The organism is Boseongicola aestuarii (genome assembly GCF_900184815.1).
Classification (GTDB): Bacteria; Pseudomonadota; Alphaproteobacteria; order Rhodobacterales; family Rhodobacteraceae; genus Boseongicola; species Boseongicola aestuarii.
In genome coordinates this window covers 47,466-73,307 of the sequence record NZ_FXXQ01000007.1, presented here as the reverse complement: position 1 = coordinate 73,307, position 25,842 = coordinate 47,466, and the positions used below count along the sequence as shown (strand labels likewise).

The window sequence follows — 25,842 nt, the reverse complement described above, 5'->3', positions numbered from 1 at the left end:
AGCGAACAATATGTCCATACTCAGCAAACACACCATCCTTGAGAAAAGCCCGACCCTTCTTCTGGTCAGCTCTCTCTTGGTCGTCACTGTCGGTGGCATCGTCGAAATCGCGCCTCTGTTCTATCTTGAGAACACCATCGAGGACGTGGAAGGCATGCGGCCATACTCGCCGCTCGAACTGGCGGGGCGCGATGTCTACATCCGCGAGGGCTGCTATGTCTGCCACTCCCAGATGATCCGCCCGATGCGGGACGAGGTCGAACGCTATGGCCACTATTCACTGGCGGCCGAAAGCAAATACGACCACCCGCACCAGTGGGGCTCCAAGCGCACAGGGCCTGACCTTGCGCGCGTCGGAGGACGCTACTCGGACGCATGGCACGTGGATCACTTCACCGATCCGCAGTCAGTGGTGCCCGAAAGCGTGATGCCGAAATACGCATTCCTTCTGGATCGCAAGATTGACGGTGAGCACATCGACGATCTTCTCAGCACCCATCGTTTTGTCGGTGTGCCTTACACTGACGAGATGATCGCCTCGGCCCGCGCAGACTTCCGCGTTCAGGCTGATCCCGAAGGGGACTGGGATGGTCTGGTCGAGCGATATCCGGGCGCGGTGGTGTCCAACTTTGACGGTCAGGACGACCTGACCGAAATGGATGCGCTGATCGCCTACATGCAGATGCTTGGCACGCTGGTCGACTTTTCGACCTTCACGCCAGACGCAAGCCGCTAAGGGAGGATTGGACACATGGATACCTATTCTTTCCTGCGCGAACTTGCAGATAGCTGGGTTCTGCTGGCGATGGTGATCTTCTACGTCGGTGCCATTGCCTGGGCTTTCCGCCCCGGCAGCAAGGGCGTCCACGCCGATATCGCGGATATCCCGTTTCGCAATGAAACGCTTGCCGAAGATACCGACGGGCCACGCGCGGTCCGCGGTTCCAAAACCGCCCAAAACATGCCGGAGGCGCTCTGATGTCTGACAATTTACACCACGACGAAGTCACAGGCGTCGACACCACCGGCCACGATTGGGACGGTATCAAGGAACTGAACAACCCTTTGCCGCGCTGGTGGCTCTGGTGTTTCTATATCACCATTGTCTGGGGCATTCTTTATACGATCGCCTATCCGGCATGGCCTTTGGTTCAGGGCGCAACCGCAGGCGTGCTCGGGTTCTCAACGCGTGCCGAAGTCGCCGTGGATATCGCGGCCGTCGAAGCCCAGAACGCCGAAGTATCGGCGCAGCTTGCATCGGCGGACCTTTCAACTCTCGCGGTCACCGACCCTGCGCACCAGTATGGTGTGGCTGGTGGTGCGGCGGTGTTCCGTGCCAACTGCTCGCAGTGCCACGGCTCGGGCGCAGCAGGTGTTCAGGCGGCGGGTTATCCCAACCTTTTGGACGATGCATGGCTTTGGGGTGGCTCGCTTGAAGCAATTGAGTACACCGTGCGCCACGGCATCCGCAACGAGCAAGACTTCGATGCCCGCTGGTCCGAAATGCCCGCTTACGAGGAAGTCTTCACCGCGGAAGAGATCGCGGCGACGGCGGAATACGTCCTGTCGCTTTCCGGCTCTGACCATGACGCAGCCGCAGCCGCGGTCGGCATGGAAATCTTCGCAGGCGAATGTTCGTCCTGCCACGGAGACGCTGGCATGGGCGACCCGGAACTGGGCGCGCCGAACCTGACGGACGCGATCTGGCTCTATGGCGGATCGCGCGACAAGATCATCGAGACGATCACTTACTCGCGCTTTGGTGTGATGCCGGCATGGGGTCAGCGCCTCTCTGAGGCTGAAATCAAAGCGGTGACGCTTTACGTCCACCAGCTTGGTGGCGGCGAATAAGTCGCATTGCGCGACTTAAAGACACCGGACCGCGCCCAGGCACGGTCCGGCTGCCTCCGGTCCCGGACCTGTTCGCATCATTTTCGGGGCCGGAGCGCACTTTCATCCCGCACTTTGACACAGGTCAATGAGGGGTCAAGGACTCTATCTTAGGTAGAGACTGCGAACAGGAAAGTAATTGCAATGAGTGCGTCAGAAGACCAGCCGCTTTATGCGCCCCACGAACCCATATTCCCCCGCCGGGTGAAGGGGAAATTCCGTACGTTGAAGTGGTGGATTCTCGCCATCACGCTGGGCATCTACTACATCACACCCTTCTTGCGCTGGGACCGGGGGCCGAACCTGCCGGATCAGGCCGTGCTGATCGATATGGCAGGCCGGCGTTTCTATTTCTTCTGGATCGAGATCTGGCCGCACGAGTTCTACTTCGTTGCGGGCCTGTTGATCATGGCAGGGCTTGGCCTGTTTCTCTTTACCTCGGCGCTGGGCCGGGTCTGGTGCGGCTATACCTGCCCGCAAACGGTCTGGACCGATCTTTTCATTCTTGTTGAGCGCTGGATCGAAGGTGACCGCAATGCGAGGGTGCGCCTTTGGAAAGCCGACTGGGACGCCCGAAAGATACGTCTGCGCGTGACCAAATGGATCGTGTGGCTGCTGATCTCGATCGCAACGGGCGGGGCGTGGGTTTTCTACTTCGCCGATGCCCCGACACTGGCGGTGACTCTTGTCACCTTCGAAGCACCCTTCATTGCCTATTCCACAATTGGCGTTCTGACCGCGACCACGTTCATCTTCGGCGGCTTCATGCGCGAGCAGGTCTGCATCTACATGTGCCCCTGGCCGCGCATCCAGGCCGCGATGATGGACGACGACACGCTGACCGTCGCCTACCGCGACTGGCGCGGTGAGCCCCGCGGCAAAGACAACCTGCGCCGCGCCAAGGCCGCAGCCGCGACCGCCGAAAACGCCGAAACCATCACGGCGCAGGCCGGGCCGGGGGCTGCGCGCTATAAGGCGACACCCTATCCCAACAAACCGCTCAACACTCCGGCACCAACCCCGCACCTGAACGCTGACGGCATCGGCGACTGCATTGATTGCATGGCTTGCGTCAACGTCTGCCCCATGGGCATCGACATTCGCGACGGCCAGCAGATGGAGTGCATCACCTGCGCACTGTGTATCGACGCCTGCGACGAGGTGATGGAAAAGATCGGCAAGGATCGCGGGTTGATCGACTATCTTGCCCTGTCCGACGAAGGCCGCGAACGCGAGGGCAAGGCGCCACGCCCCATCTGGCAGCACGTTTTCCGGCTGCGCACGATGGTCTACACGGCGATCTGGAGCCTTGTCGGCATCGGCCTCGTCTGGGCGCTGTTCGTGCGCTCGGATATCTCGCTGACGGTGGAGCCTGTGCGCAATCCGCAGTTCGTCACCCTGTCCGATGGCTCGGTGCGCAACACCTATACGCTGCGTATCCGCAACCTCACCGGAGAGGACCGCGAATTCCGGGTCCTGCTGGACTCCGACGATATCCTGCGGATTGGCGTAGAAGAATCCAGCGGCATACCAAATCATGTTATCGTGCCGGCAAACGAAACACTGAGCGTGCGCACCTATGTGACCGCGCGTCCGCAAGACCCCGCCTCAACGCGGGACCGCACTGATCTGAGCCTCTGGGTCGAAGACGTCCTGACAGACGAACGCGCCGGAGAAGACACCGTGTTCAACGGGAAGGGAAGCTGATGTTTGGAAAACCACTTACAGGCTATCATGTCTTTGCGATATTCGCCGCGGGCTTTTCGGTCATCATTGCCGTGAACCTGACGCTGGCTTTTCAGGCGGTCGGGACATTTCCTGGGCTTGAGACCAAGAACTCGTATGTCGCCAGCCAGAAATTCGACGCCGACCGCGACGCACAACTTGCGCTGGGCTGGACGGTCGCGGCCGAGTTGCAGGGCAGCGATCTGGTGCTGAAAGTCGATGACGCGATCGGTCCTGTCGTGCCGGAAATTGTCTCGGCCACGCTGGGACGTGCGACGCATGTGGGCGATGACCAGACGCCGGCGTTTCTTCACGATGGTACAGCCTTCGTGGCCCCCGTTGGCAACCTTGAGCGCGGCAACTGGAACCTTCGCCTTGTAGCGCGTGCGGCGGACGGCACGCTCTTTCGTCAGCGCATCGTGATCTGGGTCGGCCTGTGACAACCGCTTGCCCAGCCTGCGCGGTTTCGCCTGCGGATTACCAGAAGGCGGGCAGCTCTGGTGCGCCTACGCATCAGCTCTATTTGCCGACGATCCACTGCGCGTCCTGCATCCGTACAGTTGAGAACACCCTCAACGCGCTCCCCGGCATCGACGCCGCCCGCGTGAACCTCTCACAGCGTCGCGTTGCGGTGACTGCCAGCTACGGCGCTGACCCCACCCCTTGGATCGAAGCCCTCGCCGGCGTCGGATTTGAGGCCCACGAAGCCGACCTTGCCGACACCACCGACACCCGCGACCGCGATATCCTGATGCGCCTCGGTGTTGCCGGGTTCGCGATGATGAACGTGATGTTGTTGTCCGTCGCGGTCTGGTCCGGGGCCGCCGACGCCACGCGCGATCTGTTCCACTGGATCAGCGGCGCTATCGCGATCCCCGCCGCCATGTTCTCGGCTCAACCGTTCTTCCAGAACGCCTGGTCCGCGCTGAAAGCACGCCGCGTCAACATGGACGTGCCGATCTCGCTGGCGATCCTGCTTGCGCTGGGACTGTCGGTCTATGAAACCAGTATGAGCGGCAAACACGCCTATTTCGACGCTGCATTATCCCTGACCTTTTTCCTGCTGGCAGGTCGTGTGCTGGACCAACGGATGCGCAAAGCCGCGCGATCCGCCGCCGAAGACCTTGCTGCGCTGGAACCACGCCGCGCCATCGTCCTGCGCGACGACTCCCGCGAAAGCGTGTCGGTTTCAGACCTCGCCATTGGTGACGACATCTGGCTTGCTGCCGGTGCGCGTGTGCCGGTGGAAGCCCGCCTTGCGACCGGCATGGTCGAGGTCGACCGAAGCCTCCTCACCGGGGAAAGCGATCCCATCGTCATCGCCGCAGGCGATACCCTCTATTCCGGCGACGTGACCCTGACCGGCCCGATTACCGCCACCGTCACAACCGTTGGCGAAGACACGATGCTTCGCTCGATCATGCAGCTTGTTGCCCGCGCGGAAGGGGCCAAAAGCCGCTATTCCGGTTTGGCGGACCGCGCCGCGCGCGCCTATGTGCCCATCGTCCACATCACCGCCTTTGCCGCCTTTGTCGTCTGGATGATCATGACTGGCGATTTCCGCCTGTCGATGAATGTCGCCGTGGCGACGCTTATCATCACATGCCCCTGCGCACTGGGCCTCGCCGTTCCGGCGGTGGCCGCCGCCGCCACCGGAGGCCTCTTCCGGCGTGGCCTTCTGGTGAAATCCGACACCGCGCTTGAACGACTCGCCAGCATCGACACGGTCGTTTTCGACAAGACGGGTACGCTGACGCGCCCGACACTCACAGCCCCCGACGCCCTGAACGCGGATGCACAGGCGGTCCTGAAGGCGCTGGCGATCCAGTCGGATCACCCGCTCTCCAAAAGCCTTGCCAAGACGCTTCGCGACATCGCGCCGGCGAAACTCTCGCATATCACCGAGATTGCGGGCACAGGCATCCAAGCCAACTACCAGGGTCAAACCGTGCGCCTTGGTCGCGGTGACTGGCTGGGCAGCGAGGCCGCCACCGCGTTCCAGTACGGCGAGACCTATCCCTTGCGTGTCACCGAACATCTTCTTCCCGGCGCCACCGAAGGCATCCGCGCGCTGGAGGACATGGGCCTAAATATCCACGTCCTGACCGGCGACAACGCCGCCAAAGCCGATGCGCTTGGCCGTGAGTTGGGCATTGAAACCGTGGTCGCCGACGTCGACCCACGGGAAAAGCTCGCCTATATCGAGGGCCTTCAGGCCAAGGGCCAACGCGTGCTGATGGTCGGCGATGGTCTGAACGACGTCGCAGCCCTCACCGCCGCCGACGCCGCGATCTCTCCGGGCACCGCGCTGGAAGCCAGCCGCTCGGCCGCCGATGTCGTGTTGGTTTCGGGCCGGATCGAAAGCGTCGCCGAAGCGGTGAAGGCCGCCAAACTGGCGCACCGCCTGATCGAACAGAACTTCGCCTTTGCCGCCGCCTATAACGTGGTCGCCATCCCGCTGGCGGTTTGCGGTTTCGCTTCGCCTCTGCTGGCCGCCCTTGCAATGTCCACCAGTTCGATCACAGTCACCCTCAATGCCCTGCGCGCGAGGTAGTCGATGAACATCCTTGTCATTCTCGTCCCCTGTTCGCTGATCCTCGGACTTGGCGCACTGCTCGCATTCGTCTGGACGATCCGTAACAATCAGTACGAAGATATGGAGGGCGACGCGCATCGGATCCTTCTGGATGAAACGCTGGATGACGCGCCTGCTCAGCCGAAATCGGACGTGACTTAGGCCCGACGAACCGGTTTCCCGTTTTGGACCAATCCGCCGCATTTCCCCCAAGGTCGTTCGCGTTTGCGAAAGAGTGAAACAGCCGAGCGCGTTTGGTTTTTAAAGCGCAACAATGAATGCCATCATTTTTGGCACGAAAAATAATGTAATTTCCATGACCTGACTGTAGTAGATCGAAGCTTCGCCGAAAGACGCGGGATTCCGCCTGCGGCATGCCAATTGCTGGGGCCACGACCATTTTCCTGCCACATTCTTGTCTACGGTCAGTCTTGATTTACCGAGTCACGGTGCATCCGCAGGCATCGCCGAACCGCGAAGCCGCACAGGATGGACCACCAATCCGAGTGCCGTCCCAAACGAAAACAACCGATGCGCGCCCCTTTGGGTTTTGCGCAAACGGGAGAGGATTGACATGAATACGACCGCATATTTCGACGAAGCATCCGCCGATACACCCGAAGGACTGACTGCTACGGTGTCCACCACCGACGTCGCGGGCGTTCCAAGCGAAGGCACCGGCCTTCTTGGCGCGGCCTTCGTGCCGGGAACGAAAATCTGGAATACGGACACGGCCCGCGCCGCCGCAGAAGCCGACCCGGACGCCACCTTCATCACCAGCGAAATCGCCTATGGCGCCAAGCAAAGCGATACCACAATCGCCGAGTTTCTGCGAGACGACGCGGCCTCGCTGATTGGAAACGGCAGCCTTGAGATGGGGCCCTCGGCGCTGACACTGATGGGCTTCATCTACATCCCCCCGGGCGTGCACGAAATCGCGGTCGTGTCGGACGACGGGTTCGAGCTCAAGCTGGGTGGTGTCGACTTTTCAGAGTTCGTTTTAACCCGGGCAACGGATGAAACGGCGCGCGTTGCCGAATTCGACGGCGGGCTTTATGCGATCGATTTGCTCTATTTCGACGCTGGCGGCGCTATGACGCTGTCGCTGGAAATCGACGGCCTGCCGGTCGATCAAAGCGCCTTCTATCAGTCCCCCGACGACTTCACAGATCCGCCTGCCGATGTGGCTTTGGTCCCGGTCGAGGATTATCACCCCTCGTTCTTCCTTGGAGAAATCAGCCTTGAGGTCGCCATCAACGGCACCGGCACAGAAGGCCGCGATATCATCGAAGGCAAAGGCGCGGACGATGTGATCGAGGGTCTTGGCGGTGACGATGAGCTTTACGGTGGCTACGGCGACGACATCCTGCGCGGTGGTGACGGCGATGACGTGCTGGATGGCGGGCGCGGCTCGGACGTGCTTGAAGGCGGTGCGGGTGACGACACGCTGATTTCGCGTTCTGACGCCGGTGTGCAGCGGATTGGCCAGCTTGCGATCGACATGCCGACGCGCGACGATCCCGACGGCGAGGTGGATGAAGATCTCCAGAAGCTGTCGGCGTATGCGGACGAGCCGCTGGTCGGTGATGATGTCCTGATCGGTGGGGAATGAGCCGACACCTTTCTGATCTCGCCTCAGATCAACGCTAAACTCGACATCATCCAGAAGCATATTCAGGCGGACGGCTCGATCAACTGGGCCGGCGTTGCGGGCGAGAACGATGAACTCCACGACCATTGGGTCGACAGTTTCGGCATCGACATCATCGCGGATTACAACGCCGAAGAAGACAGTATTGCTGTCATTGGCCACACGGCAAACGTCTATGTCGAACATGCGGACGTGATGGGCGATGAGGCACTGGAATCGATCATCACAGTAATATCAAACCAGCATGGAGGCGGCGGCGCGCACGATATGGACCTGATAGGGCAGATCATCGTCCACGGCGATCTGGTCAATAAGGAAGACATCAAGACGGACGCGAACGTCACTTACGGCATCGTCGACAGCTACGCCGATGTTGTGGAGGCGCTTGACCCGAAAGGCGACGAAAAGATCACCATAGTGGATGGCGTCGAATACAAAGGCTACGACACCAGAACCCCGTCAGAGGGCGCGACCAAAGCCACGAACAATGGCATGGGAACCGAGAACACCGGTGCGGTCACCGGCGACCCGGCAGGCGCTTTCGGGAATACCAACTTCTCCGAAGACATGCTGGAAAGCCCGCCCCACGACGAAGGCCCGACCCTGACCCGCGACCCCTTCAACCCGCTCGGCTTTGAGGACGCCCCGGACTACACGATTACCGGCAACGCAGGCGCGAACACACTCGGCCAACCCGAGGCGGACGCCCCGGAAGGCCTGCCCGGTGCGCTCGGGTTCTGGAGCTTCGCAGAAGGCGACGAAGGTGCCTATTCCGACGCACGTGGCGGAGGCGAGGTGAAAGCCTACACGCTCTATGAAAACCAGGCGCTGCTGAATACAGATGCCACGACGACAGGCCCCGACGGCTCGCCCGACGGCGCACTTTATTTCAATGGCGAAGACAATTTCGCCTTCCTCGACCATGACGCCTCGATGAACTTCAGTCAGGGCACAATCGCCATGTGGGTGCGCCCCGATGACCTTGGCGAGAAGTCGATGTTCGTCACCAAAGACCACTCCGGCACGGTCGACGGCGGGCACTTCCGTCTTGGTCACACAGCCGACGGCGGTCTGTTCCTGCGCATGGCGGAAGGCGACGGCGGCTCGAACAAGGCCTGGACGACCGGCGAAATTCTGACCGAAGGCGACTGGACCCATCTGGCCGTGTCCTTCACCGACGACGGCGTTACCGTCTATCTGAACGGCGACGCCGTCAGTGACCGGGCATGGTCTGCGGTCGAGGGCGACGTCGCGACACCGGGCGCATATAGTGAAGCATACCTGATCCAAAACGATGAGCCCTGGGTCTTTGGAGCAGACAGCTACAAGGCAAACCTTAACGACACGGCACAGGAATTTGCGCTGGACGACGAAGACCTGCGCCACGAATTCGAAGGCGGCATCGCGGACTTCGGCGTCTGGGGTGGCTTCACATCCGAAGATGCGCTGGACGCCGACCAGGTCGCCGACCTCTTTGAGAACGGCCCGGGCGCAGCCCTCACCAGTTCATCGGGCCCGGCTCCGATGCTTGCTGGAAATGATGTCATCTCTGGCATGGGCGGCAACGACACCATCGATGGCGGGGCCGGTGACGACACGCTCGACGGTGGCAGCGGCAACGACAATATTCAGGGCGGATACGGCGATGATCACGTGATCGGCGGCTCCGGCAACGACACTCTGAACGGTGGTCGCGGCAACGACCTTCTCGAAGGCGGCAGCGGCGACGATGTGCTGATTTCAGGCGGCGACGCGGGTGAACAACGTGCCGGTCAACTGGTGCTGGACGATCCCTCACGCCCCGATGGAAATTCCATCGACTACGAATATCTGAAACTCGTTGATTGGATCGACCAAGAGATCGAGGCCGACGACGTTCTGATCGGCGGGGAAGGGCGCGATACCTTCCAGTTCGAAACCTACATCAATGGTAAGAAGGACATCATACTCGAGCACGTCAACGACGACCGCACCATCGACTGGATGGGTGTCGCAGGCGAAAACACCTATATCCATGACCATTGGGTCGACGGTATCGGGATCGACGTGATCGGCGACTACAACGCCGACGAGGACAAGATCTCGATCAAGGGCCACACCACGCAGATAAAGGTCGACTACAAGACCATCGACACAGATGGCGACGGTGTGGCCGACGACGCGGTGTCGCTGATCACGCTTTACTCGCAACAGGGTGCGGGCGGCGGCGCGCATGACGAGGATTATCTCGGCTATATCGTGGTGCACGGCGACCGGGTCGAAGAAGGCGACATCGAAACCAACGCCAAGGTGGCCTATGGCATGGTAGAAACAGTGGACGAGTTGCATGAAGCGCTTGCCCCGACAGGCGACACAAAAAAGATCGATCTGGGTGGGGAAGACCTGCACCACGGATATGACACCCGAGATGTCGAAGGGGATCCGGTCGGCAACAGTCCTTGGGAGTATTCTTCGAACGACTGGTACAACAGCGGCGCATTGGATCTCGACAGCGCAATCCCTGACGGGCTTGAGGCACCGAACGTTCTGCTTGCTCACGAGGGGGGCGACCTCGACGCCGAAAACGGTCCCATCGAGATCCCGCACACCGATGCACAGGCAACTGGCGAGGGTACATGGTCTTTCACCTTCACGGCTGACGATCCCGGCAACGGCGAAAATCAGGCGCTTTTGTCCAAGGATCATTCAGGCTTTGGCGACGGCGGCCACATGAAAGCCTACATCACTGCAAGCGGCGTGCTGAAGGTGCGGTTTCAGGGCGAGGAAGGCGAAAAATACCTCTACGACAGCGGCACCAAGATCGCGGCGGGCGAAGAAAACCACGTCGCCTTCACCTTCGAGGCCGACGAGATCGGGCTTTATCTGAACGGCGAACTGCTCGATGCGGACACCGGCTTTCCGGAAGGCATGTCGGGCAATTCCGAAGACCTTGTTCTAGGGGCCTCGACCCGCACTCGGATGGGCGACAACGACAACCTTGACTGGGAATTCGCCGGTGAGATCGGCAATGTCCTTCTTCTGGACCGCGCCCTTGAAGAAGTTGAGATCACCTTCCTTGCCGAAAACGGTGGCAACCTTTCGGCGCTCGATCCGGTCTATGCCAAGGCGGCTGACACCGAGCGGGACGACGAGAACGAAGAGGACGACGCACCCGTCGACGAGGAAGAAGAAGCGCCCGAGGAGACCCCGGTCGCCGCACCCGCAGACGATGGCGTCGGCGCAATTCTGTCCAAGCTTTTCGATATACTGCTGTCGATCTTCGGACTGGGCGGGTCAGGTTCCCGACCGTCGGAATCCTACACGGAGGAATTGGAGGAAATCGAAATCCTGCTTACCGACTTCCTGCCGCCGCGCGGTTTGATGGAGGACGATGTGCCACAAGACGATGACGACGTGGATCCCGAGACGGATCTTCTGGACGCCGCCTGATCCCGATCCGACTCAACCCCGGGCCGCAAGGTCCGGTGGCCGGTGTCAGGTGTCGCGACCTTCAAGGCTGCTTTCCAGCCGCCGGATCGAGTCCAGCATGCCTTCGCGATTGGGATGCAGACGCTGAACCTCGCGCCACGCGGCCAGCGCGCCCTCGGTTTGACCGATCTCTTCAAAGATGATCGCCAGCCCCGACATCGCTCCGAAATGACGGGGGTTCAACGCCAGAGTGCGACGGATATCTTCAAGCGCCAGCCCGTATTTCTGGTCCTGGAAATAAGCTGTGGCCCGCCCGTTGTATCCCTCGGCAAAGTCAGGCGCGTGATCAATCAGCGCCGAGAAATGATGCACCGCCGTCTTGAAGTCGCCCTCGGACATGGCCGTCATTCCACGCTCGAACAAAAGGTCCATGGCGTCCGAACCCGACTGCGACCAAAGCGCCTGAATGCGGTTCTCGATCTGGGCGGCCGAAACGGCGTCAGCCGTTTTCAGCCCTTCCAGCAAGGCTTCGATCTCGCCATCCTGCGCCTGCGCAGACGTCAGGAAAACCTGACTTGCGATTAGTGCCGCAACGGCACATTTGAGGTATGGAGCTAAACGTCGCATTACATCGGAAATACTAGCGTGTGACGCGGCAAATGCCAGCCCCGTCACGTCACGAAACCGGGAGAAGACCATGAGCGATATGATTGAACAGGCCGTCGCCAAGCTGAACGAGAAACTCGATGCAAGTGGCTTCGACGGAACCGCGAAGTTCGTTATTGAAGACGAGGGCGCGATCATGATGGACGCCAACGGCGCGCGCGCTGAAGACGCGGAAGCAGACGTGACGATGACGGCCGACGCCGACACGTTCAAATCTATCCTTGCCGGAGAACTGAACCCGACGGCAGCGTTCATGGGCGGTCGCCTGAAGGTCGATGGCGACATGGGTGCGGCGATGCGGCTTGGCTCGGTTCTGTCCTGAGCGACATCGCCCCATTCGATACGGCGCTTTCCGAAGGGCCCGAAGCCACGGCGATCTGGACGCGCGCGGCGGATGGCCTTCGCCTGCGCGCCGGTTACTGGTCGGCCAAAGACCCTCGGGGCAGTATCCTGCTGTTCACCGGACGGACGGAATATCTCGAGAAATACGGGCGCGTTGCGCGCGATCTGACCGACGCGGGCTATTCGATCCTGTCGATGGACTGGCGCGGGCAGGGCTTGTCGGACCGCGTGACCGATGATGCCCGGCTTGGCCACATCGACGACTTTGCCGACTACCAGATGGATGTCGCAGCCTTTGTGGCGATGGCGGAAGAAGTCGACCTGCCAAAACCTTGGTATCTGATTGGCCACTCAATGGGCGGTGCCATCGGCCTGCGCGCTTTGATCAATGGTTTACCCGTTGAAAAGGCAATCTTTTCCGCGCCCATGTGGGGGATCTTCGTTATCCCGAATCTGCGTCCCATCGCTCTGGTTCTGCCTGGCATCGCGCGCCTTTTCGGCAAGGAATTATATACCATACCGGGCACCAGTCCGCGCGGATACGTTGTCGATTCCAGTTTTGAAAACAACCTGTTGACAACCGATCGCGAGACCTGGGGATACATGGAACGCCAGGCAAGGGCCGAACCTGCGTTTTCGCTGGGTGGCCCAACGGTGCACTGGTTCGAAACGGCGATCGCCGAAGCCGCAGCCCTGCGCGCGGCCACTCTTCCAACGCTGCCCGTCAAGACCATCGCCGGAACCCGCGAAGGAGTGATCGATCGCAAGTCGCTGATCCTGATGCACGAAAAGTGGCCGTCGGGGTCGCTTGAATGGATCGAAGGCGGACGGCACGAATTGATGATGGAGGCGCCGGCAATACGCCAGCAGTTCTTTGCAAAGACGCTGGCGTTTCTCGGTGGCGACGACGCCTAGACTTTGATGCCGCTGAACGCGTCTTTCAGCGCCACGGACCAGGCGACACTCATCTCGCGGAAGACGGGATCGCGCTCGCCGATGCGGCGGGATTCCGAGATGCGGCAGGCGTCTTTCTCGATCACCACAAGGTCCAGAGGCATACCAACACTCAGGTTCGACCGCACGGTGGAATCCATGCTGAGAAGCACCGCTTTCTTGGCATCCGACAGCGACGTATCCGGCGTCACGACGCGGTCGAGAATCGGTTTACCGTATTTGTGCTCGCCGATCTGCACATAAGGGGTGTCGGGGGTGGCTTCGATGAAATTGCCCTCGGGATAGATCAGAAACATCCGCATCGCCCCGCCGACGCGCTGGCCGGCGACGACCATTGAGGCCGAGGCACTTGCAGCACTTCCGCCAAGGCGCCCAGCGACCTCCTGACTGGTGCGAGCCAGAGTTTGCCCAATGATTTCAGCGACCTGCAACATGCTCGGTGCCAATAGGATCGAAGTCTCCGGCGTGGCTTCGATGTCCATTGCGGCCTCGTCCAGACGCGCCAGGGTGGTCTGCGTGACCGAAAGGCTGCCCGCGGTCATGATCGCGATGACCCGCTCGCCGGGGGCTTCGAATGTAAACATCTTCTTGTAGGTCGAGATATTGTCCAAACCGGCATTCGTTCGTGTGTCGCTCAGGCAGACAATGCCCGCATTCAACAAAAGGCCCACGCAGTATGTCATGATCGTCGTGTCTTTCTGAATTGTCCGGTTTTCGTTTAGTCCTCGCGCGGCCTTGCCGCAAGGTGCATCCTGATCATCGGCTTACGGCAAATTAATAAGGGCGCGAACCCCACCCGGTTCGCGCCCTTGCCCCACCCAGCAGACGCAGCGGCCCCGTAGGTAACCGTCTTCTGCGTCCAGAGCATTCTTATGATTAGTCCAAATCACCGCCGTTATTGTGACCATCCGAATTGCCTGGATCGCCGCCTTCAGCGCCATTGCCGCGGCCCGAGTTCGGGTTCTTGCCCTTCTTGGAGCTGGCCTTACCCTTTGGCGAAGGATCGGAAGGTGTCGGATCCGATGAAGTTGGGTCAGACGGTTCCGGATCCGTGGGTCCAGAAGGAGTCGGACCTGTCGGTGTCGGGCCGGTTGGCGTCGGACCTGTCGGCGCCGGACCTGTGGTCGGCGTTGGGTCATTGCTGTCCGGTCCACCGGTCGGAACAGGCGTGCCGGTCGGAACGGGATCGCCAATCGAAACTGTCGTGATGCCGTTGCGTGCGACGTTTGTCGGCACCGGGGTCACGAAGCCAAAGACCTCGGTGACCACGCGACGGTTCGCGCGTTCGCGGTTCTGGGTTTCGATCGCAGGTGCGTCCTCGCCGAGCGAGACCATCGCTTCGAGACGGTCCTGCGAGATACCCTTCGCAACAAGGTAGGCCACGGCGGTCGTTGCACGACGCAGGCCAAGATCAATGTTGTATTCAGCACTGCCCACGCGGTCAGCATGACCGTAAACGCGGAATTTGACGTTGGCGTTGTCGATGATCCATGCCGCTTGCGCGTCAAGGCGGGCCATTGCCTCGGCATCCAGCGTATCTTCGTCAAATCCAAAATAAATCGTATGTGGCGCGTCGTTCTGAAACTGACGCGCGACAACAGAGAGGCTTTCTGCCTGAGGGACCTGCAAGACACTTGCAGACCTAGTGATTTCGGAAGGAGAACCGCAGCCGGTGAGAGCGGCTGCGGTTAAAATCACAGAAATAATGCGTGCAGGATAACCGTACATTCTCGAAAAACCTTAACTCGTTACTTTACAAACCACCGCGGGACACATGCGGCATGAGACATTTATAAGGCGAGAATGTGGCAAGAGTTTGACCGAAAATTCGATGATTGGCGCTGCAATGGCAATGGTGCCGGGGCAAGCTCAGGGACTGTTTCGCGAAACCGGTTCAATCACCGGATCTTGCTTAATTTCAGTTCAGGATTGAGGCGCAAAATGGGCGGCCAAAATGGAATCAGGCCGGCGTTTTACACCGGCCTGTTCGCGAAAGTTCAGATGTCTTTGTAATTCACCGTTTTGACGTCCGCGTCGGGCGCGGATTTCTCGCGGCGCACCAATAGCCGGTTCAGCGCGTTCACATAGGCCTTGGCGCTAGCGACGACCGTATCCGTGTCCGCCGATTGACCTGTCGCGATCCGACCCTCTTCCTCCATTCGCACCGACACGGTCGCCTGTGCGTCGGTGCCCTCGGTCACTGCGTGCACCTGATAAAGCTGCAACTTGACCTCATGAGGGAACAGCGCCTTCACCGCGTTGAACGTCGCATCCACCGGGCCATCGCCCTGTGCTGTTGTCTGCTTGTCAACGCCATCGATGGTCAGCGTCAAATCCGCCGACTGAGGGGCCTCGGTTCCGCAGATCACCCGCAGGAACTTCACCTGAATGCGGTCATGCGCATCGCCCGACTCCTGATCGCGCATCAGCGCCAGAAGATCATCCTCGAACACCTCTTTCTTGCGATCCGCCAGCGCCTTGAAGCGCACAAAGACGTCCTTCAACTGGTTATCGCCCAGCTCGAAACCCAACTCCTCAAGCTTCGAACGCAACGCCGCCCGCCCCGAGTGCTTGCCCATGACGATGTTCGTCGCCGACAGACCCACGTCCTCGGGGCGCATGATTTCGAAGGTTTCGGCGTTTTTCAGCATTCCGTCCTGATGGATGCCGCTTTCATGGGCAAAGGCGTTCTTGCCGACGATGGCCTTGTTATACTGCACCGCAAAACCCGAGACCGTCGCCACCCGCCGCGAAATATGCATCAGTTTGGTTGCATCCACGCCCGTGGTGAACGGCATGATGTCCTTTCGAACCCGCATCGCCATCACGACTTCTTCCAGGGCGGTGTTGCCCGCACGTTCGCCCAGACCGTTGATCGTGCATTCGATCTGGCGTGCGCCGCCTTCAACGGCCGCCAAAGCGTTCGCCGTCGCCATGCCAAGGTCATTGTGACAGTGCGTCGCAAAGATCACGTCGACCGCCCCCGGCACGGTTTCGATCAAACGCCGGATCAGATCGGCGCTTTCACGCGGCGCCGTATAGCCCACGGTGTCGGGAATGTTGATCGTCGAGGCACCGGCCTTGATCGCAATCTCAACCGTGCGGCAGAGATAATCCCATTCGGTCCGCGTCGCATCCATGGGTGACCACTGCACGTTGTCGCACAGATTGCGCGCGTGGGTGACAGTGTCATGGATACGCTCGGCCATTTCGTCCATGTCGAGGTTCGGAATGGCCCGGTGCAGGGGCGAGGTGCCGATAAATGTGTGGATTCGGGGCTGCGCGGCGTGCTGCACGGCCTCCCAACACCGGTCGATATCCTTGAAATTTGCGCGCGACAGCCCGCAGATCACCGCGTTTTTCGATCGCTTGGCGATCTCACTCACCGCCTGAAAGTCACCGTCCGAAGCAATCGGGAATCCGGCCTCGATGATGTCCACGCCCATCTCATCGAGCAGGGACGCGATCTCCAGCTTTTCGGCATGGCTCATGGTTGCGCCCGGCGATTGCTCGCCGTCACGCAGGGTCGTGTCGAAGATCAACACGTGGTTCTTGTCCGCAGGTTGCGAAACGGTCTTGGTATTCATGGGGTCTCTCACTTTTTCCTTAGCATTTCGTGGCGCGGGGTCACCTCTGAGCGGTCGCGCCTAAAGGCACGCTCAGAGGCGGCTAAGGAGGAGTAGCAAGCCAAGCGCGCGCGCAACTGCACGGTCGCTCACAGGGGTATGTGTGATCTTGCTCATGAGGCGAAACGATAGAATCGCGATTTCACGAAGTAAAGCCCCGCGCGTCGCGAAGGGTCATTTCTCTTCGAGCCGTGGTCCGTCCGGATAGAACGTCAGACCAAACCCTTCTGCCTTCAACAGGTGCGCCAGATAGCTGTCCTCGGGAATGCTGTCCCAGTTTCTGACCTCCATTTGACGGTGCTGAGCAGAACCATAGAGATGGATCGCATAGGGATTGCTACGTCGCACCCGCTGTCGCGCGCGGCGCCAGGTGTTCAGTACATGACGGGGATCAATTGGAGCATGCAGCGTGTTATCAAAGGCACGTCCCACCTCGCCGTGGCGCTTCAATAGCCAGGTCAACGCCAGGGGCCCAAGCGCTTTATAGGGCAGCTTTGCAACATCAATGGTTCCGTCCGCATTCGCCCTATCTCGGATGGCTTCACGAAAACGCCGGATCCACGGCAGATCGATGCTTGGCCGCTCAAACGCGTCACAAAGAGCGACCAGCGTCGGTGAGTGCGGCGGCAGGGCCAGTACACAATTGCTGATCATCCCCTGCGCCCACCCAAATAGATATCCACAATCACGCGGGAAGGGACGGCACAGATAAATGTCCGCATCGACCCAGTAAAAGTCCGTATCCCTAAGCAACCTATACCGAAACACGTCCGAAAACGGCGCATAGGACTGCCGCTCGTCATTCAGAAAGACCCGTTCACGCGGCAAAACCTGCGTCGCATCCCTGACCTCAACACCAGTCGGCACGCCCTCTACCGGATCATAACTATAGAGGACCGGCTCCATTCCAAGCCGCACAAACGACGTCAGACACAACTGCTCGATGACGCTGAGTCGCGGACCAATCCAAAGCGTCGCAGGCCGTGTCCGTCCACGGGCGGTCCGGCTCACGCTTCGCCGGTCTGCTCGGCTATCGACAACTCCTTGCGCGCCGCCACAGCCCCCTTCAGCCAGCCCGGATCCATCGTCGGCACTGACGACAGCAACAACTCGGTATATTCGGGATAGGGCGGCTGCATGATCTCGTCCTTCATACCCTGCTCGACGACCTTGCCCATCCACATCACGACGATCTCGTCGGAAATGGCCTGCACCGTCGCGATATCATGCGTGATAAAGATATAGGTAATGCCCAGTTCCTTCTGAAGCTTCATCAAAAGCTTCAGAATGCCTTCCTGCACCACCTGATCCAAAGCGGACGTCACCTCGTCGCAAATGATCACCTCAGGCTCTGCTGCCAGGGCACGCGCGATGCAAATCCGCTGCTTCTGCCCGCCCGACAATTCGCCGGGATAGCGGTCCAGGAAACTGTCATCCAACTCGATGAGATGCAGCAACTCCGACACCCGCGCATCCACGGCGCGACCTTTCAGCCCCAGATAGAACTCGACCGGACGCCCGATGATCTCGCGCACGGTGTGGCGCGGATTCATCGCGGTATCGGCCATCTGATAAATCATCTGGATTCGCTGCAACTGATCCTTCGAGCGCCCCTTCAACTCCGGCGGCAACGGTGTGCCGTTGAATAGAACCGCGCCCTCTTTCGGCGGCAACAAACCCGTCACAACCCGCGCCGTCGTCGACTTGCCCGACCCGCTCTCGCCCACAACCGCCACGGTCTTGCCACGCGGCACCGAAATCGACACGTCGTGCAAAACCGGCACCGTACCATAAGCCGCCGTTACGTTCTTGATCTCCAGAACGTAATCGTCGCTGGTTTCGGCAGGCTTCTGGATCGAGCGCACTGCCCAAAGCGACTTGGTATAGGCTTCCTTCGGGTTCGAGAGCATCTCCTGCGTCTCGGCCTCCTCGACTTCCTCGCCATAACGCAAGACCTTTATGCGATCCGCCATCTGCGCGACGACCGCCAGATCATGCGTGATATAGATCGCTGCCGTGTTGAAGCGGTCCACCGCCTCGCGCATCGCGGCCAGAACATTCACCTGCGTCGTCACATCCAAAGCCGTCGTCGGCTCGTCGAAAATGATCAGATCGGGGCGCGCCGACATGGCCATCGCGGTCATCGCGCGCTGCAACTGCCCGCCTGACACCTGATGGGGATAACGGAAACCGATGTTTTTCGGATCCGGCAAATCCATCGCCGCATAAAGCGACTTGGCGTCCTCCGCGGCTTCCGCCGCAGACCTCACTCCATGGGCAAGACTTGCCTCGATCGTCTGATCCAGCAAGCGATGCGCAGGATTGAAAGCAGCCGCCGCCGACTGCGCGACATAGGCAATCCGCGAGCCGCGCAATGCCTGCCGCTCGGCCTCCGAGATCTTCATCAAATCCTTGCCATCGAACCAGATCTCACCCGAGGTCAAACGAATACCCGGTCGCCCGAAGGCCATCGCCGCCAGGCCCAGGGTCGATTTACCCGCCCCGGACTCGCCGATTAGCCCAAGCACCTCACCGCGCTTCAACTCAAGACTGACGCCCTTGATGATCGGATGCCACTGCTCGTCGGAAAACCCGTCGATCACGATGTCTTTCATATGCAGCAAAAGGTCTTCGCTCATTATCGGCCCTCAAATATCCCGGGGGTCTGGGGGCAGCGCCCCCAGCCGGTCGGATCGCAAAAGCGATCCGAAACTTGCACCAGTCGTCATTCCTTCAACCCACTGGTCTTCATCAGGAACCAGTCGACCACGAAATTCACTGCAATCGTCAGCAGTGCGATTGCAGCCGCCGGCAATAGCGGCGTCAACCCGGCCTTAAAATCGTACTGCGCAAACTGAATAAGCGAAGCATTGTCGCGCACCATCGACCCCCAGTCTGCGGTCGGCGGCTGAATGCCCACGCCAAGAAAGCTCAAGGCAGCAATCGTCAGGAACACGAAGCTGAACCGCAACCCGAACTCTGCCACCAACGGCGGCATGATGTTCGGCAGGATCTCGCGCCGCATGATCCAGCCAAGTCCTTCCCCTCGCAACTTCGCAGCCTCGACATATTCCATCACGACCACATTCATCGCCACAGCGCGGGTCAAACGGAACACCCGCGTCGAATCCAGCAGCGCGATGATCATGATCAACGCCGGAATGGACGAGCCGAAAATCGACAATAGCATCAGCGCGAAAATCAATGACGGAATTGCCATCAGGACATCCACGAACCGGCTGATCACCTGATCCACCCAGCCCCGGCTGATCGCGGCCATCAGGGCAAACCCGCCCCCGATCAAAAACGCCAGACAGGTCGTCGCAAAGGCAATCCCCATCGTGTTGCGTGCGCCATAGATCATCCGGCTGAAAATATCGCGCCCGATCTGATCGGTGCCAAACACGTGACCGTCACCCCAGGGCATATACGCACCGAACGAACTATCAGCCTCGCCATATGGTGCCAGAACATCGGCGAATACCGCGACAAAAACATAAAAGGCGATCACGATCATCCCGAACCATGCGGTCAGAGGTGCCTTGCGCAGTTCGATCCAGACGCGTTCGCGGCGCGAGCGTCGCGCCCGAACCTGTCCGACTTCGTCCTTGGCGGAATATGTCTCTGGGGCATCGGTCATCTTGGGTGCAACAATCTTGGATTAGTGACGATGGAAATGATGTCGGCCAACAAGTTCAAGACGATGTAGGTCGCGGCAAAGATCAACGCGCAGGCCTGAACGACGGGAATGTCGCGCGTCGTCACCGCATCGACCATCAATTGCCCCACGCCGGGATAGACGAACACCACCTCGACCACGACCACGCCCACGACCAGATACGCCAGGTTGAAGGCTACGACGTTGGCGATTGGTGCCCATGCATTCGGCAGGGCGTGGGTCAGGATCACATTGCGCGGCGACAGTCCCTTGAGCCGCGCCATTTCAATATAGGGCGAGGCCAGAAGATTGATGATCGCGGCCCGCGTCATCCGCATCATATGCGCGACGATCACCAGCGTCAGCGTCATCGCAGGAAGGGCGCATTTATAGACCCTCTCCCAGAAGGGCGTGTCGGCGTTGATGTTGGCAAGGCTCGGAAAGATCGGGTTCAGCGAGGCAAGAAACAGGATCAGGATATAGGCGACAAGAAATTCCGGCATCGCGATCGTCGTCAGAGTGACGGCGTTCACGCCCCGGTCAAAGATCGACCCGCGATACAGGGCCGCCAGAATGCCCAGCGTCAGCGCAAGAGGCACCGCGATGATTGCTGTCATCGTCGCAAGAAACAGCGTGTTCTCAAGACGTGGCCCGACCAGATCAATCACCGGACGCGACCGGTCGATGCCCGATGAAGCACGGCCCGAGAAGGACGTCCCCAGATCACCCTGAGCAAGCGCCCCGATCCAGTCGAAATATCGCACATATGCTGGCTGGTCGAGCCCCAGTTCGCGCCGGAAGGCGGCCACGGTCTCTTCCGTCGCGGTTTGCCCAAGTACAGCTTCGGTGAAGTCTCCTGGCAAAAATTCAATTGAGCTGAAGATGATCACGGACACGAAGAACAGCGTCAGGACACCAAGCGCCAATCGCTGAAGCACCGTCGTCAAAATGGGGTGCATTGAAGTCTCCCTGGTGGTGCCGGATATCTTTCCGATCTCATGCGAAGATTAGGCGCAGCGGCGCGCAAATAGCAACTGTTTGAAACAATCAAATCCCGTCGCGCGGAATGTCGAACCGAAAATCCCTATCAAAACATAAGACTTCGCCCTCGTATGCCTCGATCCGCGCGCGGCCGTGCCACGTCGTGCCACTTGCCCAAAGCGACGCATGGCATCGCGTCTCGACCGTCCAGTCGTCCCGGCGCATTGTCTCGACCCAGTCGAACTGAGCTCGCGCCGACAAAGGGTCGTCGGGATGGATGCGCCATTCTTCCACGCAGATCGAGCCCGTTGCCAAACCATGCGTGTCATCGCGCATTTCGCCGTTGTCGGTGGTAACCTTTATGACCGAGGTTCCGTCTTCCAGCACATCGCTGTCCCGCGTCAACGACGGCGCGCGCAACGTGGTCGCCTTCCATGCCGGCGCGGCCTCCGGCGGCTCGAAGGTGAGTTCGTCGCCTTGCGCCGTCGGGCGCACCGGCAGGGCCAGAGCGCCGGCCGTCAAGGTCACGCGCCCCGCCTCGGGGCCGGGCCATATGAACGGCCAATAGGAGGTAGAAACCGCAACCCGCAGGCGATGCCCCGCTGGCAGGCGATAGGCGCATTGATCAAGCGTGATGCGCACGTCGATCTCGGCCCCCGGCACCAGATCTTCGGGCGCTGCATGTGAGGCGCGATGCCGCAAATTCAGAAAGCCGTGAGTGATCAAAGTCGCACTTCCATCGGGGCGCAAATCCACCAAGCGCACCGCAAGCTGACCGCTTTTTGCGGCAGGAGTAAGCCGCAAGGTCACCTCTGGTGCGCCGACGATATCCGTCACCTCCTGCAAGGCAGATCCATCGAAACAGGCCGACATCGCATCGTCGTCGCTTTGATCTCCGGGGAAATCCTCATCAAAGGTAAAAGGGAAATACTCGCCCGCACCAGCCCCGCAGTTCTGAGGTGAATCAAGTTCCGCCGAAAAGACCTCGGTCATGCCTAACGTGCCATCTCCAAACGGGAAATTCTGAACCGGCACCGGCTTGTCCACGGCAATCCAACGCCCTGGTCTGGTGTCCAGCCAGCGCTTTGGCGGCACTGAATCCATCAGCCAAAGGCGCTGGGCGGGATCATCTTCAACACTAGTTTCAGCTCCTTTCAACCAACGATCCCACCACCGCAGGGCCTCTTGCAGAAACCCGATCCGCGGCTCTGGCAAGGCAAAATGGGGATACTTGTGGATCCATGGTCCGACGATGGCTTTCACCGGCGCAGAAAGCCCAGCCACCAGTGCCGCCGGGGTATTGCGATAGCCGTCGTGCCAGCCACCGACTGACAGAACCGCCGCCTCAACGGCCCCGAAATCTTCGCAGATCGAGCCATGCTTCCAATAGGCATCGCGCCGCTGGTGCGTCAGCCACGGCTCCAGCAAGAAAGGCTGCGCGGCCAGCCGCTCTAACCACATTTCGCGCCAACGCTCACCGACAACCTCGGGGTCCGGCGGGCGCGAGGAATAGGCCAGCATCTGAGACGCCCAACCCAGATTCTCACCCAACATGCACCCGCCCTTGTAATGGATGTCATCCGCATAACGATCGACCGTCGAGCACAGGGAAATCACGGCTTTCAAGCCCTCAGGTCTTAACGCCGCGACCTGCAAAGCGTTAAAGCCACCCCAGGAAATCCCCATCATCCCCCAGTCACCCGTCGACCAGGGCTGAGATCGTACCCACGCCATGACGTGAACCGCATCCTGCCATTCCGTTAGCGTATATTCATCTTCCATTAACCCAGAAGACTCCCCGTTCCCGCGCATATCGACGCGAATGCAGGCGTATCCATGCCCGGCGAAATAGGGGTGGGTCAGCTCATCACGCGCGATTGTCCCGTCGCGCTTGCGATAAGGCAGATGCTCCAGAATTGCCGGGACGGGGTTTGCGTCGGCGTCTTCGGGCAGCCAAATCCGCACCGACAATTCAACCCCATCCGGCATCGCGATGCGCTGATCCGGCCGTTCCACAACTTTTCTGGGAAAATCGCTACGATGCTTCATGAAGCCCCCCTCGGTCAGGACCACGTAAGCACGTGGCATCCGATCTGAAAAGTCCGCGTTGACGCCCGGCCTGCGGCGGCTACCTGATAGCCCATGAAGCGCGCACTTGTCATAGGGGCCTCCGGCGGGATCGGAACGGCCGTTACCTTGGAACTCAGGACCAAAGGCTATGACGTGACAGGTTTGTCTCGCCGCGCCGACGGTCTGGACGTCACGGATGAGGCCAGCATCGAAGCCGCGCTCGATCAACTGAAAGGCCCCTTCGACGTCATTTTTGTCGCCACGGGCGCATTGGAGCCCGGCGGCCACGCGCCGGAAAAAGCGGTCCGCGAGGTCTCGTCCGAAGCGATGGAGGCTGCCTTTCGCGTCAACGCCGTTGGTCCGATGCTCGTTTTGAAACATGGACTTAGACTGCTTCCGAAAGACGCACCTTCGGTTTTTGCGGCTCTGTCGGCGCGGGTTGGCTCGATCGGGGACAATGGGATCGGCGGTTGGCACAGCTATCGCGCGTCCAAGACCGCGCTGAACCAGTTCATCCACGGCGCGGCCATTGAAATGAAGCGCACGCACAAGCAGGCGACTACGGTTTGCCTGCATCCCGGCACGGTCGAAACCGACTTTACCGCGAAATACGCAGGTCGGAACAAAACGGTTCCTGCGGCTGAAGCGGCGGCAAATCTGGTGCGGGTGATCGAAAGCCTCGGTCCCGCGCAGACCGGCCGATTCTTTGACTACGCCGGGCAGGAGATTCCTTGGTGAGCCGTCTGATCTTGGTCCTTGGGGACCAGCTTAGCCCGGACGTCGCCGCTCTGAAATCCGCCGATAAATCCAGCGATATCATCGTAATGGCCGAAGTGGCGGACGAGGCGGCCTATGTTCCGCATCACCCCAAGAAGATCGCCTTTCTGTTTGCGGCCATGCGCCATTTCGCACAGACCTTGCGCGACGATGGCTGGACCGTGGACTATACCCAGCTTGACGATGCGGCACCTCACGCATCGATCGGTGCGGCCCTTCTGGCAGCCGCCGAGCGTCACGGAACGTCGAAAGTCGTGGCGACGGAACCCGGCGAATGGCGTTTGATCAGTCATCTGAACGAGACTCCGCTTGAGGTGACGCAGAAGGAAGATGACCGTTTTGTCGCCACCCGCGCCGAGTTCGAGGCTTGGGCCGAAGGGCGCAAAGAGTTGCGGCTTGAGTGGTTTTACCGCGATATGCGTCGCAAGACCGGGCTGCTGATGGAAAGCGACAAGCCAGCGGGCGACAAGTGGAACTTCGACCACGATAACCGCAAGCCCGCGTCAGGAAGCGTAGATTTTTCGGGACCGATGCAGTTCACGCCGGATCAGATCACAAACGAGGTGCTTGATCTGGTCGAGGCACGGTTCCCCGAAAATTTCGGCACGCTGCGCCCGTTCTGGTTTGGCGTTACGACAACGGACGCGCGGCGTGCGCTGACGCATTTCATCAAGGGCGGGCTGGCGAAATTCGGGGATTATCAGGATGCGATGCTGCAGGACGAAAAATTCCTCTGGCACTCGATCCTGTCGATGTATCTGAACGCCGGTTTGCTGTCGCCGCTGGAAATTTGCCGTGCCGCCGAGCAAGCCTGGCTGGACGGCAATGCCCCTCTGAATGCGGTCGAAGGCTTCATCCGGCAGATCATCGGCTGGCGGGAGTTCGTGCGCGGCATCTATTTTCACGAGGGACCGGACTATACATCGCGCAACGCACTTGGTCATGGTCGGGCCTTGCCTGCGCTTTACTGGGGCGGTGAAACGAAGATGCTGTGCCTGTCGCAGGCTATCGATCAGACCCGCACCGAGGCTTATGCCCATCACATCCAACGCCTTATGGTGACAGGGAATTTCGCCCTATTGGCGGGCATAGATCCGCATGAGGTCCACGAGTGGTATCTTGCCGTATATGCCGATGCCTATGAATGGGTCGAAGCCCCGAACACGATCGGCATGAGCCAGTTCGCCGACGGCGGCGTGGTCGGCTCGAAGCCCTATGTGTCATCAGGAAATTACATCGACCGGATGTCGGACTATTGCAAAAGCTGCGCGTATTCCGTGAAGACCAAGACGGGCGAGGGGGCCTGTCCGTTCAATTTGCTTTACTGGCATTTCCTCGACCGGCATCGCAGCCGGTTTTCCGACAATCCCCGGATGGGCAACATGTACCGGACTTGGGACCGTATGAACGCAGACAAGCGCGAAACAATCCTCAGCGAAGCGGATGCGTTCTTGCGAGATCTGGAGAGCGGCAAGCCTGTTTGACGCGTTGGATTGGTATTTAAGAAAGGGTGAAGTCT

22 protein-coding genes are annotated in these 25,842 nt (G+C 60.0%); 13 read left to right on the top strand and 9 right to left on the bottom strand.

The window, feature by feature from the left end:
* Positions 1-10 precede the first annotated feature (10 nt).
* The 9 genes from ccoO (at position 11) to BOA8489_RS11015 (ending at position 11,270) form a co-directional block, all read left to right on the top strand.
* Entirely contained in the window at positions 11-736 is a 726-nt protein-coding gene (gene ccoO, locus BOA8489_RS11055; protein WP_093974093.1) for a cytochrome-c oxidase, cbb3-type subunit II, read from the top strand.
* A 15-nt stretch (positions 737-751) separates the two neighbouring features.
* Positions 752-979 carry a cbb3-type cytochrome c oxidase subunit 3 gene (locus tag BOA8489_RS11050; protein ID WP_093974092.1) on the top strand — a complete coding sequence of 76 codons (228 nt, stop codon included), beginning with the start codon at positions 752-754 and terminating at the stop codon, positions 977-979.
* Positions 979-1,851, top strand: a complete 873-nt coding sequence (gene ccoP / locus BOA8489_RS11045) for a cytochrome-c oxidase, cbb3-type subunit III (RefSeq protein ID WP_093974091.1) — start codon at positions 979-981, stop codon at positions 1,849-1,851. Before BOA8489_RS11050 ends, ccoP begins: the two co-directional genes overlap by 1 nt.
* 183 nt (positions 1,852-2,034) lie before the next feature.
* Positions 2,035-3,597: a cytochrome c oxidase accessory protein CcoG gene (gene ccoG, locus BOA8489_RS11040; protein WP_093974090.1), complete on the top strand. Its 1,563-nt coding sequence runs from the start codon at positions 2,035-2,037 to the stop codon at positions 3,595-3,597.
* Complete coding sequence (locus BOA8489_RS11035; protein ID WP_093974089.1) at positions 3,597-4,055, top strand: FixH family protein; 459 nt, start codon at positions 3,597-3,599, stop codon at positions 4,053-4,055. The genes ccoG and BOA8489_RS11035 overlap by 1 nt, the downstream gene beginning before the upstream one ends.
* Complete coding sequence (locus tag BOA8489_RS11030) at positions 4,052-6,169, top strand: heavy metal translocating P-type ATPase (protein WP_245813788.1); 2,118 nt, start codon at positions 4,052-4,054, stop codon at positions 6,167-6,169. Before BOA8489_RS11035 ends, BOA8489_RS11030 begins: the two co-directional genes overlap by 4 nt.
* 3 nt (positions 6,170-6,172) lie before the next feature.
* Positions 6,173-6,352 carry a cbb3-type cytochrome oxidase assembly protein CcoS gene (gene ccoS, locus BOA8489_RS11025; RefSeq protein WP_093974087.1) on the top strand — a complete coding sequence of 60 codons (180 nt, stop codon included), beginning with the start codon at positions 6,173-6,175 and terminating at the stop codon, positions 6,350-6,352.
* Between the two features lie 412 nt (positions 6,353-6,764).
* Positions 6,765-7,802, top strand: a complete 1,038-nt coding sequence (locus BOA8489_RS20940; protein ID WP_093974086.1) for a hypothetical protein — start codon at positions 6,765-6,767, stop codon at positions 7,800-7,802.
* Between the two features lie 234 nt (positions 7,803-8,036).
* Entirely contained in the window at positions 8,037-11,270 is a 3,234-nt protein-coding gene (locus BOA8489_RS11015) for a LamG-like jellyroll fold domain-containing protein (protein WP_093974085.1), read from the top strand.
* A gap of 45 nt (positions 11,271-11,315) precedes the next feature.
* Here BOA8489_RS11015 and BOA8489_RS11010 read toward each other — a convergent pair whose 3' ends face one another.
* Positions 11,316-11,876 (bottom strand): tetratricopeptide repeat protein, encoded by a 561-nt coding sequence (locus tag BOA8489_RS11010; RefSeq protein WP_176440274.1) that lies wholly within the window; start codon positions 11,874-11,876, stop codon positions 11,316-11,318.
* Positions 11,877-11,946: 70 nt separating this feature from the next.
* On the opposite strand from BOA8489_RS11010, the gene BOA8489_RS11005 reads away from it, so the two are divergent.
* Together BOA8489_RS11005 and BOA8489_RS11000 are read left to right on the top strand one after the other, a co-directional pair.
* The gene (locus BOA8489_RS11005; protein WP_093974083.1) at positions 11,947-12,237 is read left to right on the top strand and encodes an SCP2 sterol-binding domain-containing protein; all 291 of its coding nucleotides are present in this window, start codon (positions 11,947-11,949) and stop codon (positions 12,235-12,237) included.
* Complete coding sequence (locus BOA8489_RS11000) at positions 12,129-13,172, top strand: alpha/beta fold hydrolase (RefSeq protein ID WP_093974082.1); 1,044 nt, start codon at positions 12,129-12,131, stop codon at positions 13,170-13,172. Before BOA8489_RS11005 ends, BOA8489_RS11000 begins: the two co-directional genes overlap by 109 nt.
* Here the strand turns inward: BOA8489_RS11000 and BOA8489_RS10995 are convergent.
* The 8 genes from BOA8489_RS10995 to BOA8489_RS10955 all read right to left on the bottom strand — a co-directional run bounded on the left by BOA8489_RS10995 (position 13,169) and on the right by BOA8489_RS10955 (position 23,525).
* The gene (locus tag BOA8489_RS10995) at positions 13,169-13,894 is read right to left on the bottom strand and encodes a proteasome-type protease (RefSeq protein WP_093974081.1); all 726 of its coding nucleotides are present in this window, start codon (positions 13,892-13,894) and stop codon (positions 13,169-13,171) included. The two genes, BOA8489_RS11000 and BOA8489_RS10995, sit on opposite strands and share 4 nt — an antisense overlap.
* A gap of 193 nt (positions 13,895-14,087) precedes the next feature.
* Entirely contained in the window at positions 14,088-14,939 is an 852-nt protein-coding gene (locus BOA8489_RS20610) for an OmpA family protein (RefSeq protein ID WP_217897949.1), read from the bottom strand.
* A gap of 269 nt (positions 14,940-15,208) precedes the next feature.
* A complete protein-coding gene (locus BOA8489_RS10980) occupies positions 15,209-16,798 on the bottom strand; it encodes a 2-isopropylmalate synthase (protein WP_093974079.1) in 1,590 nt (529 codons plus the stop codon).
* A gap of 213 nt (positions 16,799-17,011) precedes the next feature.
* Positions 17,012-17,848 (bottom strand): hypothetical protein, encoded by an 837-nt coding sequence (locus BOA8489_RS10975; protein WP_093974078.1) that lies wholly within the window; start codon positions 17,846-17,848, stop codon positions 17,012-17,014.
* A complete protein-coding gene (locus tag BOA8489_RS10970; RefSeq protein ID WP_093974077.1) occupies positions 17,845-19,476 on the bottom strand; it encodes an ABC transporter ATP-binding protein in 1,632 nt (543 codons plus the stop codon). Before BOA8489_RS10970 ends, BOA8489_RS10975 begins: the two co-directional genes overlap by 4 nt.
* 86 nt (positions 19,477-19,562) lie before the next feature.
* Positions 19,563-20,477 carry an ABC transporter permease gene (locus BOA8489_RS10965; RefSeq protein WP_093974076.1) on the bottom strand — a complete coding sequence of 305 codons (915 nt, stop codon included), beginning with the start codon at positions 20,475-20,477 and terminating at the stop codon, positions 19,563-19,565.
* Positions 20,474-21,454 carry an ABC transporter permease gene (locus BOA8489_RS10960; RefSeq protein ID WP_093974075.1) on the bottom strand — a complete coding sequence of 327 codons (981 nt, stop codon included), beginning with the start codon at positions 21,452-21,454 and terminating at the stop codon, positions 20,474-20,476. Before BOA8489_RS10960 ends, BOA8489_RS10965 begins: the two co-directional genes overlap by 4 nt.
* A gap of 88 nt (positions 21,455-21,542) precedes the next feature.
* Entirely contained in the window at positions 21,543-23,525 is a 1,983-nt protein-coding gene (locus BOA8489_RS10955; protein WP_093974230.1) for a CocE/NonD family hydrolase, read from the bottom strand.
* Positions 23,526-23,618: 93 nt separating this feature from the next.
* Between BOA8489_RS10955 and BOA8489_RS10950 the strand changes: the two genes are divergently transcribed.
* A complete protein-coding gene (locus BOA8489_RS10950) occupies positions 23,619-24,284 on the top strand; it encodes an SDR family NAD(P)-dependent oxidoreductase (protein ID WP_093974074.1) in 666 nt (221 codons plus the stop codon).
* The gene (locus tag BOA8489_RS10945; RefSeq protein WP_093974073.1) at positions 24,278-25,807 is read left to right on the top strand and encodes a cryptochrome/photolyase family protein; all 1,530 of its coding nucleotides are present in this window, start codon (positions 24,278-24,280) and stop codon (positions 25,805-25,807) included. Before BOA8489_RS10950 ends, BOA8489_RS10945 begins: the two co-directional genes overlap by 7 nt.
* The last annotated feature ends 35 nt before the right edge of the window (positions 25,808-25,842 follow it).